Annotated in this window: 12 protein-coding genes and 1 tRNA gene; 7 read left to right on the top strand and 6 right to left on the bottom strand. The window is 70.3% G+C overall.

Annotation, left to right across the window (positions count from 1 at the left end; translation table 11 throughout):
* The first annotated feature begins 1 nt into the window (after position 1).
* Complete coding sequence (gene hutG, locus RT282_RS09840; protein WP_313313517.1) at positions 2-862, top strand: N-formylglutamate deformylase; 861 nt, start codon at positions 2-4, stop codon at positions 860-862.
* Between the two features lie 11 nt (positions 863-873).
* The gene (locus tag RT282_RS09835; protein ID WP_312307351.1) at positions 874-1,134 is read left to right on the top strand and encodes a hypothetical protein; all 261 of its coding nucleotides are present in this window, start codon (positions 874-876) and stop codon (positions 1,132-1,134) included.
* 1 nt (position 1,135) lies between these two features.
* Here the strand turns inward: RT282_RS09835 and asd are convergent, their stop codons facing one another.
* Positions 1,136-1,981, bottom strand: coding sequence for an archaetidylserine decarboxylase (asd, locus tag RT282_RS09830; RefSeq protein ID WP_313313514.1), 846 nt, complete (start codon positions 1,979-1,981; stop codon positions 1,136-1,138).
* A 151-nt stretch (positions 1,982-2,132) separates the two neighbouring features.
* On the opposite strand from asd, the gene RT282_RS09825 reads away from it, so the two are divergent.
* The 5 genes from RT282_RS09825 to RT282_RS09805 all read left to right on the top strand — a co-directional run bounded on the left by RT282_RS09825 (position 2,133) and on the right by RT282_RS09805 (position 5,285).
* Entirely contained in the window at positions 2,133-3,305 is a 1,173-nt protein-coding gene (locus RT282_RS09825; RefSeq protein ID WP_312307349.1) for an HPP family protein, read from the top strand.
* A gap of 220 nt (positions 3,306-3,525) precedes the next feature.
* The gene (gene infA, locus RT282_RS09820; protein WP_106846161.1) at positions 3,526-3,780 is read left to right on the top strand and encodes a translation initiation factor IF-1; all 255 of its coding nucleotides are present in this window, start codon (positions 3,526-3,528) and stop codon (positions 3,778-3,780) included.
* A gap of 65 nt (positions 3,781-3,845) precedes the next feature.
* Positions 3,846-3,922, top strand: a tRNA-Pro gene (locus tag RT282_RS09815).
* Between the two features lie 80 nt (positions 3,923-4,002).
* On the top strand, positions 4,003-4,761 hold the full coding sequence (locus RT282_RS09810; protein WP_313313510.1) for a 2OG-Fe dioxygenase family protein: 759 nt from the start codon (positions 4,003-4,005) through the stop codon (positions 4,759-4,761).
* 83 nt (positions 4,762-4,844) lie between these two features.
* The gene (locus RT282_RS09805) at positions 4,845-5,285 is read left to right on the top strand and encodes a universal stress protein (RefSeq protein WP_313313508.1); all 441 of its coding nucleotides are present in this window, start codon (positions 4,845-4,847) and stop codon (positions 5,283-5,285) included.
* A gap of 80 nt (positions 5,286-5,365) precedes the next feature.
* On the opposite strand, the gene RT282_RS09800 is transcribed toward RT282_RS09805, so the two are convergent.
* The 5 genes from RT282_RS09800 to RT282_RS09780 form a co-directional block, all read right to left on the bottom strand.
* Positions 5,366-6,349 carry a tripartite tricarboxylate transporter substrate binding protein gene (locus RT282_RS09800; RefSeq protein ID WP_312306633.1) on the bottom strand — a complete coding sequence of 328 codons (984 nt, stop codon included), beginning with the start codon at positions 6,347-6,349 and terminating at the stop codon, positions 5,366-5,368.
* Between the two features lie 155 nt (positions 6,350-6,504).
* A complete protein-coding gene (gene bktB / locus RT282_RS09795; protein WP_313313506.1) occupies positions 6,505-7,689 on the bottom strand; it encodes a beta-ketothiolase BktB in 1,185 nt (394 codons plus the stop codon).
* A 97-nt stretch (positions 7,690-7,786) separates the two neighbouring features.
* Positions 7,787-8,536, bottom strand: a complete 750-nt coding sequence (locus RT282_RS09790; RefSeq protein WP_313313504.1) for an SDR family NAD(P)-dependent oxidoreductase — start codon at positions 8,534-8,536, stop codon at positions 7,787-7,789.
* A gap of 70 nt (positions 8,537-8,606) precedes the next feature.
* Positions 8,607-9,329, bottom strand: coding sequence for an RluA family pseudouridine synthase (locus RT282_RS09785; protein WP_313313501.1), 723 nt, complete (start codon positions 9,327-9,329; stop codon positions 8,607-8,609).
* Entirely contained in the window at positions 9,319-11,505 is a 2,187-nt protein-coding gene (locus RT282_RS09780) for an ATP-binding protein (RefSeq protein ID WP_313313499.1), read from the bottom strand. The genes RT282_RS09785 and RT282_RS09780 overlap by 11 nt, the downstream gene beginning before the upstream one ends.
* Positions 11,506-11,820: the final 315 nt, after the last annotated feature.

Below are 11,820 nucleotides of genomic sequence, written 5' to 3'. Positions count from 1 at the left end.
CATGGCCCTGGACCACTTTTCTTCTTCCTCTCCTTCTTTTGCGTCGACCATCACCGACCAGCCGGCCTTCACGCTGCACCGCGGCAGTGCGCCGCTGCTGGTCTCCATTCCGCACGCCGGCACGCACCTGCCGCCGGCCATCGCCGCGCGCCTGAGCGAGCACGGCCGCCAGGTGCCGGACACCGACTGGCACCTGGAGCGGCTCTATGGCTTCGCCCGCGAGCTGGGCGCCACGCTGCTGGTGGCCACGCATTCGCGCTACGTCATCGACCTGAACCGCCCGCCGGACGACGCCAGCCTGTACCCCGGCCAGAACGTCACCGGCCTGTGCCCGGTGGACAGCTTCGACGAGCTGGCGCTGTACCCGGCCGGCGATGTGCCGGATGCCGCCGAGGTGGCCGCCCGGCGCGATGCCGTCTGGGCACCGTACCACGCGCAGCTGCGCGAAGAACTCGACCGGCTGCGCCAGGCGCACGGCCGCGTGGTGCTGTGGGAGGCGCATTCCATCCGCTCGGTGCTGCCGCGCTTCTTCCAGGGCCGCTTGCCCGATCTGAACCTGGGCACGGCGAACGGCAACAGCTGCGACCCGGCCTTGGCCAGCCGGCTGCTGGCCATTGCGCGCGCGGCGCAGGGCTACAGCAGCGTGCTCAACGGCCGCTTCAAGGGCGGCTACATCACCCGCCAGTACGGCGCGCCGGCGCGGGGCATCCACGCCGTGCAGCTGGAGCTGACGCAATGCAGCTACATGCAGGAGTCGCTGCCCTTTGATTACCTGCCCGATGAGGCCGCGCGGCTGCAGCCGGTGCTGCGGGGCCTGCTGCAGGCGGCGCTGGACTTTGCGGGCGCGGGCGGCCAAAGGTAAGATCCGGCCCCATGCACGCCCTTGCCCATCCCTCGACCGCGCCGGACCCCTCCGAAGTGCCCTGGGGCTGGAGTCCCATGTTCCGCATGCCGCTGTACAAGCCGGGCGCCCGGGTGCGCCACGGCAGCTCCTGGGAGACGGTGAGCCACGTGGGGCTGCGCCGCCACGAGATGACGGTCTACCTGGTCGGCCGCACCGAGCCGGTGGATCCGCTGGAGCTGGAGCTGACGCCCACGGTGTTCACCACCGCGCGCGTGCACCAAGCACAGTAACTCAGGGGCGGCGCGCCATGGCTTCGCCCAGGCGCGTCGGGCGCAGGGCCTGCCAGCCGGGCTCAAAGCGCACGGCCCCGCGCTCGAACAGCAGCACCACCGTCGAGCCGAGCAGAAAGCGCCCCATCTCCTCGCCCTGACGCAGCGTGATCTGCCGGTCCGCATAGTCCCAGTGCCGCAGCTGGCCCGTGCGCGGAGGGTTCACCTGGCCGTGCCAGACGGTGGCCATGCTGCCGACGATGGTCGCGCCCACCAGCACCAGCGCCATGCGCCCTAGCGGGGTGTCGAACAGGCACACCACGCGCTCGTTGCGCGCGAAGAGCCCCGGCACGCCGCGCGCCGTGAGCGGGTTGACCGAGAACAGTGCGCCGGGCACGTGGTCCATGCGCAGCAACCGACCGTCGCACGGCATGTGGATGCGGTGGTAGTCGCGCGGGCTGAGATAGATGGTGGCGAAGCTGCCGTCCTGGAAGGCGGCGGCCAGCTGGCCGTCGCCACCCAGCAGCGCCGTGGTGCTGTAGTGGTGGCCCTTGGCCTGGAAGATCTGGTCGCGCTCAATGGCGCCCAGCTGGCTCACCGCTCCGTCGACGGGGCAGACCACGTCCGCCTGCGCGATGGGACGCGCGCCCGGACGCAGGGCGCGGGTGAAGAAATCATTGAAGGTGGCGTAGCGGGCGATGTCCGGCTGCTCGGCCTCGTGCATGTCCACGCCGTATCGGGCCACGAAGCGACGGATGGCTGCGGTGGTGAGCGCGCCCGCGCGTGCCGAGGCCAGCCGTCCGGCCAAAGCGGTGAGGGCCTGCTTGGGCAGCAGGTACTGGGGCAGGACTGCGAGGCGGTCAGACACGTGGCGGTTTCCAGCCCCGGGGGCCAGCGAAAGAGGGAAACGGACCATTGTAGGTGCGCCCGTGCAGGCCACGGCGACACGCCCGATAATGGCGGGTTTACCCGCGCCACAGCGCCGGCGCGCCTTCGCGGTGCGGCGGTTTTCCTGCCCCATGCCCACCTCCCGCTTCTCTGCCGCTGCTGCCCCGATGGGCGCCGCCGGGCCCGCCGCGCGCCGCCTGCTCGAGTGGCTGCGGCGCTTCTTTCCGCAGCCGGTGGGTCTGAACTGGCGCGAGCGCCTGCGCATGGTGCTGGGCACCGGACTGTGTATCGCGGTGGTGGCGGTGCTGGCGCACGAGCTGGTGACAACCCTGCCCACGCCGTGGCTGGTGGCCTCGATCGGCGCCAGCGCGGTGCTGGTGATCGCCGTGCCGGCCAGCCCGCTGGCCCAGCCTTGGGCGGTGCTGGCCGGCACGGCGCTGTCGTTTCTCATCGGCATCGGCTGCGCCACCTGGGTGACCAACGTGGTCGCGGCCTGCGCGCTGGCCGTGGGCCTGTCGGTGGCGGCGATGCTGGCGCTGCGCTGCCTGCACCCGCCGGGCGGCGCCATGGCCCTGTTCGCCGTGCTGCACCCGCCCGAGGCCACGGTGCCCGCCACCGGTCCGCTGCTGCTGAACGTGGCCGTGCTGGTGCTGACGGCCCTCGTCTATAACAATCTGACGGGCCGCAGCTACCCGCACCAGGCGCAGAAAAAAACTGGCCTCGAAGGCGCGGCGGCCAGCCCCTTCATTGCGGCGGACCTGGACGCCGCCCTGGCGCACTACGACGAGGTGCTGGACGTGAGTCGGGCTGACCTGGAAGGCCTGCTGCACCTGGTGGGCCGGGCGGCCTTCCAGCGAACGCTGGGGGACCTGCGCTGCCGCGACATCATGTCGGCCCCGGTGCACGCCGTAGTGCCGCAGGCCTCACTGACCGACGCCTGGGCCCTCATGCGGCGCGAGGCCGTGAAGGCGCTGCCCGTGGTGGACTCCCACGGCGTGGTGCTGGGCATCATCACCGTGGCGGACTTCATGCGGCTTGCCAACCTGGACACGCACGAAGGCATGGGCCAGCGGCTGCGCAAGCTGGTCCTGGGCCGACCCCGGCAGCCGGACAAAGTCGAAGGACTGATGAGCAGCCCGGCGCAGCAGGTGCATGCCGGCCAGCCCGTGATGGATCTGGTGCCGCTGTTCTCCGAAGCCGGCCACCACCACTTTCCCGTGGTGGACGAGGGCGGCCAGCTCGCCGGCATCATCACCCAGACCGATCTGGTGCGCGCCCTGGCCCGGGCTGTGGCGTATTCGTAGATGACGGACGCCACGGCGGCGCGATACAATTGACCGGTTTAGCGCAGCGTCATGCCTGCTGCTGCCGTCCGATCTCTGCGCCCACGGGCGCAGTGTTTTTTCCAGCCTGCAACCGCACCCTGCGTGGAACCGGAGCTGGCAAACGGGCTGTGGTTCATGGCCTACGGGCAGTTCAGACTTGCGGCATCGCGCAAACAGTTTCATAGAACCATCATCATCCATGGCCAAAGAAGAACTCATCGAGATGCAGGGCAGCGTGACAGAAGTGCTGCCCGACTCGCGCTTTCGCGTGACGCTGGACAACGGACACCAGCTGATCGCCTACACCGGCGGCAAGATGCGCAAGCACCACATCCGCATTCTGGCCGGCGACAAGGTGTCGCTGGAGATGTCGCCCTACGACCTCACCAAGGGCCGCATCACCTTCCGCCACCTGCCCGGACGCGGCCCCGGCCCGTCTTCTTCCAGCCGCTGAACGGGCGGCAAATAGTGCGCTGCTTCGGCCGTGCGCTGCTTTTGCCAGGGTAGAATGCCAGCTGTCGGAGCGTAGCGCAGCCTGGTAGCGCATCTGCTTTGGGAGCAGAGGGTCGCGAGTTCGAATCCCGCCGCTCCGACCAATGAAATCAAGGGGTTGCATCTTCACGGTGCAACCCCTTTTGTCTGCGCGGTGCCCTGCGCCATGCCGTAAGCTCGGCACATGGCTCACGTCACGTTTTCGCCTCCCTACACACCGCCGTGCCACGTTGTGCAGCAGTTGCGCGACCGCGGCTATGCCGTGTTGCGCCCCAACGACACGGCGCAGTGGGCCGGCTGCACGCTGGCGCAGCTGCAGGCGCTGGAGGCCGACTGGGCGGTCCTGCCGCCCGACGAGTTTCTGAAGGACGGCGGGCGCTACCGCAACCGGCGCCATGCCAGCTTCGTGATGGACAGTGGTGCGGCGCACCAGGTGCCGCATCGGGCGCACTACCAGCCGGTGCAGTACAACGCGCTGCATGGCGGCATGCGCCGCTGGTTTGCGCCCATGCTGGAGGCCACGGTGGCGCAGCCGGCCTGGCAGGCGCTGCTGGGCGCGGCGGCCGATACCGCGCGCGCCGCGCTGGCGCCGCAGGTGGATCGCTGGTTCGTCGAGGCGCACCAGTTCCGTATCGATACCGAGGGTGGCATAGGACGGCCCACGCCCGAGGGCGCGCACCGCGACGGGGTGGATCTGGTGGCAGTGTTCCTGGTCGGGCGTGAGAACATCAAGGGCGGCGAGACGCGCATCTTCGAGGCCACAGGCCCCAGCGGCCAGCGCTTCACGCTGAGCGAGCCCTGGTCCGTCATGCTGCTCGACGACGCGCGCATGATCCACGAGACCACCCCTATCCAGCCCGAGAGCGGACACGGCTGGCGCGACACGCTGGTGCTGACCTGCCGGCGTGGTGCCTTTTTAGGCGACGATGAGCCGGATGCTTGACCACGACCAAGGCGGTGGCGCGCTTTTGACGCACACTCGGCAGGCTGATACGGCATTCCAACGATGACAACCAAGGAGGTTCCATGTTCAAGCACATCCTGATCCCGGTGGACGGTTCCGAGACGTCGATGAAGGCGCTCGCCAAGGCGGCTGAACTCGCCAAGGTGTTCGGCAGCGCGGTGACTGCCATGTATGTCATCGATCCCTATCCCTTCACCGGCGTGGGTGCGGACTTTGCCTACGGCCAGGCGCAATACCTGAGCGCCGCCACGGCCGAGGCCAACACCGCGCTGGACGCTGCCAAGACGGCCCTCAGCCAGGCCGGCGTGGCCAACATCAACGTCCTGGTGGGCGAGGGCCACGCCATCCACGACGGCATCGTGCGCGCCGTGGAGAACACCGGCGCCGATCTGATCGTCATGGGCTCGCACGGTCGGCGCGGGCTGGAAAAGCTGGTGCTGGGCAGCGTCACGCAGCGCGTGCTGGGCGCGGCACACATCCCCGTGCTGGTGGTGCGCGACTGACAAGACAAGCGCTCGCCCCACCCCATAAAGAAAACGGCTGCCCCAGGGGCAGCCGTTTTGCATGGCGGGCCTGAAGCGGCCTATTCGATGCGGGCGCCGGAGGCCTCGACGATGCCCTTCCACTCGCCGTATTCCTTCTTCACCAGGGCGGAGAACTGCTCGCTCGTCATGGCCTGGGGCTCGGCGCCCTGGGCCTGGATGGCGGCCTTCATCTCGGGGGTCGCCAGCAGGCGGTTGATCTCGGCGTTCAGCGTCTTGACGATGGGCGCAGGGGTGCCGGCCGGGGCCAGCACGCCGTACCAGGTGCTCACGTCGAAGCCCTGGTAGCCCGATTCGGCCACCGTGGGTACGTCCGGCAGCGAGGAGCTGCGCGTGGCCGAGGTCACGGCCAGCGGGCGCAGCTTGCCCGACTTGATCTGCCCCATGGCCGAGGGCAGGGAGGAGACCAGCAGGTCCACGTTGCCCGCCAGCGCGTCCATCAGCGCCGGGTTGGAGCCCTTGTACGGGATGTGGCTCAGCTTGATGCCCGCGGCCTTCTCGAACAGGTCGCCGGCCAGGTGAATGGACGTGCCGTTGCCGGGCGAGCCGTAGGTCACCGTGCCCGGCTGGGCCTTGGCGGCGCTGACCACGTCGGCCAGCGTCTTGAACTTGGAGGTGGCGCTGGTGGCGATGACCACCGGCGTGTAGGCCACGTGGGCCACGGCCGTCAGGTCGCGTGTGGGGTCCCAGGGCAGGTTCTTGTACAGCCAGGGGCCGATGACCAGGTTGTCCTTCTGGCCCATGACCAGGTCGTAGCCTGTGGGCGCGGCCTTCACCGCTTCGCCGATGCCGATGGTGCCGCCGGCGCCGGGCTTGTTGTCGGCCACCACGGTCCACTGCTTGGCCTCGGTCAGCTTGGCGGCCACCAGGCGCGCCAGGATGTCGGTGCCGCCGCCGGGCGGGAAGGGCACGATCATGCGCACCGGCTTGGTGGGGTAGGCGGCGGCCGGTGCGGCGGTCTGGGCCTGGGCGCTGCCCAGGGCGCAGCCGATCGCGGCCAGGGCGAGAAGGTTGCGGCGAAGCATGGAGTGTCTCCTTGGATTGTGCTGAAAGGCGGCGGTGCGCGCGGGGGACGCGCGCACGCGGCAGGCGATCATGGCCCAGCCGCGTGCGCCGCCGCCATGCCATTGCAGGAGGCTGCCATCGCGCGCGGCGATGGCTGGCCGCCTGCCGCAGCCGCTTACATGCGTTCGAAGATGGCGGCGATGCCCTGGCCGCCGCCGATGCACATGGTCACCAGCGCGTAGCGGCCCTGCACGCGCTGCAGTTCGTGCAGCGCCTTCACGGTGATCAGCGCGCCGGTGGCGCCGATGGGGTGACCCAGCGAGATGCCCGAGCCGTTGGGGTTGACCTTGGCCGGGTCCAGCCCCAGGTCGCGCGTGACGGCGCAGGCCTGGGCGGCGAAGGCCTCGTTGGCCTCGATCACGTCCAGGTCGGCCACCGTGAGGCCGGCTTTCTTCAAGGCCGCCTGGGTGGCGGGCACGGGGCCGATGCCCATGTACTTGGGGTCCACGCCGGCGTGGGCATAGGCCACCAGGCGGGCAAGGGGCTTGGCGCCGCGGTCCTTGGCGGCCTGGGCGTCCATCAGCACCACGGCGGCGGCGGCGTCGTTGATGCCCGAGGCGTTGCCGGCCGTCACCGTGCCGTTGTCCTTGGTGAACACGGGCTTGAGCTTGGCCATGTCGTCCAGCGTTGCGCCGGGGCGGAAGTGCTCGTCAGTGGTGAACTGCACCTCGCCCTTCTTGCTCTTGAGCGTGACGGGCACGATCTGTCCGTTGAAGTAGCCCTCCGCCGTGGCGCGCTCGGCGCGGTTGTGGCTTTCCACGGCCAGACGGTCCTGGTCCTCGCGGGTGATGCCCCACTTGGCGGCGATGTTCTCGGCTGTCACGCCCATGTGGATGTTGTGGAAGGGATCGTGCAGGGCGCCGATCATCATGTCGATCATCTTGAAGTCGCCCATGCGCGCACCCCAGCGGCTGGCCAGGCTGGCATAGGGGGCGCGGCTCATGACCTCGGCGCCGGCGCCGATGGCGACGTCGGCATCGCCCAGCAGGATGCTCTGCGCGGCCGAGACGATGGCCTGCAGGCCCGAACCGCACAGGCGGTTGACGTTGAAGGCGGGCGTGGACTCGGCGCAGCCGCCCTCGATGGCGGCCACGCGCGACAGGTACATGTCGCGCGGCTCGGTGTTGACCACGTGGCCGAACACCACGTGGCCCACGTCCTTGCCCTCGACGCTGGCGCGCGCCAGCGATTCGCGCACCACGGTGGCGCCCAGCTGGGTGGGCGGCACGTCCTTCAGGCTGCCACCAAACGTGCCGATGGCGGTGCGCACGGCGCTGACGACGACGACTTCACGGGTCATGGGAATTGCTCCTGTTACTGTGGTTTTATGAATGAAAAACGGCTCCAGTGCTTATATGGAAAGCGCTGGCAGCTATGAAAACGATAGTGTTTGGCCTTCAGGCGTCGCGCACGTCGGCCACCGGGTTGGCGCCGAAGTCCTCGCGTGCCAGCCAGGCCAGCAGGCGGCGGGCGGCCTCCTCGGGCGAGGTCAGCGAGCCGCTGCTTTTCAGCTGGGCGAAGTTGCCCACGTCGGGGAAGTCCGCCGCATCGGCGCTGCGCAGCTGCACCTGCATGTCGGTGTCGATCACGCCGGGCGCCAGCGAGCACACGCGCGCGCCGTTCGGCTTGGCTGCCTCGTCCAGCGCCAGGCAGCGGGTGAAGTGGTCCATGCCCGCCTTGGCGGCGCAATACGCTGCCTGCGAGGCCATGGCGCGCCGGCCCAGCCCGGAGGAAATGTTGAGCACCTTGCGCGGCACGCCCCAGCCCTCGGTGGCGCCCAGGAAGGCGGCGGTCAGCTGCATGGGCGCCTCCAGCCCCACGCGCAGGGCGTTGGCCAGGTCAGCAGGGTCGCTGGCCGACAGCGGGGCGATGCGCGGGATGACGCCGGCGTTGTTGATCAGCGTGGCGCTGGCGTAGCGGCCGGCGGGCTGGGCGGCCAGCCAGGACTGCAGCCGGGCGGCGGCCTGCGCGCCGTCGGCCAGGTCCAGCGTCCACTGCTCCAGCTGCGCGCCCTCGGGAGCGGCCAGCTCGGGGTTGGCGCGGCGGGCGATGCTGACGAGGGAGTGGCCGGGCACGAGCAGCTGCCGGGCCAGGGCCAGGCCCATGCCGCGCGAGCCGCCGGTGAGGATGAAGAGGTGCTGGGTCATCCGGCAATGGTAGCGGCTGGGGCCGCGTCGGGCATCTGCGTCAGCACGTAGTCCACCCAGGCGCTCGGTGCTATTGAAAAAAGAGCTGCTCGCGCTTGCTGGGTAAGGGCTGGAGGTCGATTTGATCAAAATCCGCCGGCAGCTCGAAGCGGCAGGGGCGGCCGTGTGTGGGGTGGTCGAAGGCCAGGGCGCTGGCGTGCAGCAGCAGGCGGGGCGCCAGGGCCAGCGTGGCGGCATCGGCATACAGCGCGTCGCCCAGGATGGGGTGGCCGATGGCGGCCAAATGCACGCGCAGCTGGTGCGTGCGGCCGGTGACGGGCTCCAGCTCTACGCGCGTGGTGCCCGCCGCCGCGCCCTGGCCGCAGGCACGCCAGCGCGTCAGGCTGGGTTTGCCCCGGGCGGGGTCGATCACGCGCAGCGGCCGGCGCTCCCAGTCGGCGGCGATGGGCAGGTCTATGTCACTCCAGGCGCCATCGGCCTGATCCGGCAGGCCACGCACCACGGCCTGGTAGCGCTTGGCCACCTGCCGATCGGCGAAGGCCTGGCTCAGACGGCGCTGGGTGGGCAGGTTGCGCGCCATGAGCACCAGGCCGGAGGTGGCCTGGTCCAGCCGGTGCACGACCAGGGCCCCGGGCCAGTACTGCGCGGCACGGGCACTCAGGCAATCCTGCTTGCCCTCGCCGCGTCCGGGCACGCACAGCAGCCCGGCGGGCTTGGCCAGCACCAGCAGGTCGTCATCGGCGTGCAGGCACTGCGGCGGCGCAATGGTCGCGTCGATTTCCTCAGCCGCCATGGATCAGCTGGTCCACGGTGGCGCACAGCTCCTGCACGTCGTTAGGCTTGTGGATCAGGGCGCGCGCGCCCTCGGCCAGGGCCTGGCGCTCGATGTCGGCCGTGACGTAGCCCGAGGCCAGGGCGATGGGCAGGTCGGTGCGGATGGCATGGGCGGCGCGCACCAGCTCCAGGCCGGAGAAGCCGGGCATGTTGTAGTCGGTCACCAGCAGGTCGTACCGGGTGGGCGCGGCGCGCAGTGCCTCGATGGCCTCGCGCGGGTCGGTGAAGCCGGTGACCTGATAGCCGCGGCGGCGCAACAGGCGCTGCACCAGAAACACCAGGGCCTCGTCGTCGTCCACGTACATCACGTGGCGCTGGCGGCCCGGCGCGGCCGCCGGCGCCGGGGCCGGGGCCGCTGATGCCTGGGCTGGCGCCGGCTCGGGCGCGACGCTGGGCGCATTGCCCGGCGCGGCGGGGAAGTACAGCGTGAAGCGGCTGCCCTGGCCCGGCGTGCTGTGCACGTCGATGGCGCCCTCGTGCGTGCGCATCACGCCGTGCACCACGGCCAGGCCCAGGCCCGTGCCCTGGCCCACGGGCTTGGTGGTGAAGAAGGGCTCGAAGATGCGCGACAGGGTGGCCGCTTCCATGCCCGGGCCGTCGTCGCGCACGGTCACGGCGGCGTAGTGCTCGCCCGACAGACCCAACCGCTCGCGCAGGCGCTGGCCCGGCCGCGCGGCGGCCACGTCGATGTGGATGGCGCCGCGGCCGGCGCCGATGGCGTGGACGGCGTTGGTGCACAGGTTCAGCAGCGCCTGCTCCACCTGCGTGGGGTCGGCCAGCACGGGCGGCACGTCCTCGGCCTCGTGCACCGTCAGTTCGATCTGCGGCGGCTGGGTCACGCGCAGCAGGCGCTGGGTATCGCGCGCCACCTCAGCCAGCGCCACGAGCGTGCGCCGGGGCGCCTCGTTGCGGCTGAAAGTGAGGATCTGCCGCACCAGGTCGCGCGCGCGCCGGCCGGCCTTGTCGATCTCCAGCAGGCTTTCATACGCCGGCGTGCCGGGCTTGCCGTCGGCCTTGGCCAGTTCCACGTTGCCCAGGATGGCGTGCAGGATGTTGTTGAAGTCGTGCGCGATGCCGCCGGCCATGGTGCCCACCGCCTGCATCTTGTGCGATTCGCGCAGTTGCACCTCCAGCTCCGCACGGCGGGCCTCCTCGCGCTTTCTGGCCGTCAGATCGCGGGCGAAGACGGTGGTGGTCTCGCCCCCGGCGTGGCGTTCGAAGGACACGCTGATCTCCACCGCCAGCTCGCGCCCCGAGGCGGTGAGAGCGGTCATCTCGCCCAGCACCGCCTGTGTGGTCAGCTGGGCGAAGGCCAGCAACTGCTCCGCGTTGGGGATGAAGCGCAGGATGGGGCTGCCCAGCGCGTCACTGGCCGCGCACTGGAACAGTACGGCCGCCGTGGGGTTGAAGACGGTGATGCGCTGGTGCTGGTCCACGCAGATGATGGCGTCCAGCGCCGAGTTGATGACGGCCTCCAGGCGCTTTTCGCTGGCCTGGATCTGTTCATTGCGCACCTGCAGCTCCCAGGTGCTTTGCTGCAGCGCCCGGCGCTCGGCCAGCAGCGGGCCCTGGTCCACCACGGCGCACAGGTACTGGTGCTGTGTGCTGCCGTCCGTATCGGCCGCTTCAATGCGCGCGATGTGCAGGTCGCCGGTGATCTGGCCGTCCTGGCCTATGCGAAAGACCACCTCGGTGGCTTCGGCGCGGCCGTCGGCGCTGGCCTGGTTGAAGGCATGGCGCACGCGCTGGCTGTGCGACGGATCGACGAAGGGCATGAGCGCCGTCAGCGGCCGGTCGTGCTCCAGCGGCTGGAACGAGCGGTGTGCCATCGGATTGGCCTGCACCACGACGTCGTGCGTGTCGATGACCAGCAGCGCCAGAGGCACGCTGGCAAACAGCGCTTCAAACCGCTCGGAGGCACTTTCCGCCGCTGCCTGGCTGTAGCGCAGCACCTTGTTCTGCGCCTCCAGTTCGGCCTGCGACTTGCGCAACTCGCCAATCAGGCGGGCCACCGGGCCCGTGGCGCGTTCACCCGGTTTGCGCTGGTCCGGGCGCGGGGGCGCGGGCTCGGCAGGCGGCGACGCGCCAGCCGGGTCGGATTTGTGCAGCAGATAGGAGAGGTCGGGCTCGTTCATGGCGGGGCCGTCAGGGGCCGGGTCAGTGTAAGCCTGCCCGCAAGCGCGCCGGCGCGCTCGCCCCCACCTATGCAGAGGGCGGCTGGCTTTGGGTCAGGGCTTGGTCAGCGGTTGAGCAGATGTGCCGGGACGCCTGGCAGTGTGCGCCAGCATGCCGCGATGCGGCACCAGCACTGGAGCCGTGCGCACCAGCGCTACCCGCACGTCCCACTGCCGGGCCCACTTGGCCTCGCGCTCCTAGGCCGCGTACAGGCGGCTGCGGAATTCGGGCCGGCCGGGCGGACTGTCTTCGCCAGCGGCTGTTCGCCGCAGTCG

Origin of the sequence: Pulveribacter sp., assembly GCF_032079985.1 — a bacterium.
Lineage (GTDB): Bacteria > Pseudomonadota > Gammaproteobacteria > Burkholderiales > Burkholderiaceae_C > Melaminivora.
Note: the sequence above shows the minus strand (reverse complement) of the source record. Positions and strands in the feature narration are given on the sequence as shown.

Bases quoted from the DNA above. Each gene is read 5' to 3' on its own strand.
- hutG (WP_313313517.1), top strand. From the start codon at position 2: ATGGCCCTGGACCACTTTTCTTCTTCCTCTCCTTCTTTTGCGTCGACC.
- RT282_RS09835 (WP_312307351.1), top strand. From the start codon at position 874: ATGCACGCCCTTGCCCATCCCTCGACCGCGCCGGACCCCTCCGAAGTG.
- RT282_RS09825 (WP_312307349.1), top strand. From the start codon at position 2,133: ATGCCCACCTCCCGCTTCTCTGCCGCTGCTGCCCCGATGGGCGCCGCC.
- infA (WP_106846161.1), top strand. From the start codon at position 3,526: ATGGCCAAAGAAGAACTCATCGAGATGCAGGGCAGCGTGACAGAAGTG.
- RT282_RS09810 (WP_313313510.1), top strand. From the start codon at position 4,003: ATGGCTCACGTCACGTTTTCGCCTCCCTACACACCGCCGTGCCACGTT.
- RT282_RS09805 (WP_313313508.1), top strand. From the start codon at position 4,845: ATGTTCAAGCACATCCTGATCCCGGTGGACGGTTCCGAGACGTCGATG.
- RT282_RS09800 (WP_312306633.1), bottom strand. From the start codon at position 6,349: ATGCTTCGCCGCAACCTTCTCGCCCTGGCCGCGATCGGCTGCGCCCTG.
- bktB (WP_313313506.1), bottom strand. From the start codon at position 7,689: ATGACCCGTGAAGTCGTCGTCGTCAGCGCCGTGCGCACCGCCATCGGC.
- RT282_RS09790 (WP_313313504.1), bottom strand. From the start codon at position 8,536: ATGACCCAGCACCTCTTCATCCTCACCGGCGGCTCGCGCGGCATGGGC.
- RT282_RS09785 (WP_313313501.1), bottom strand. From the start codon at position 9,329: ATGGCGGCTGAGGAAATCGACGCGACCATTGCGCCGCCGCAGTGCCTG.
- RT282_RS09780 (WP_313313499.1), bottom strand. From the start codon at position 11,505: ATGAACGAGCCCGACCTCTCCTATCTGCTGCACAAATCCGACCCGGCT.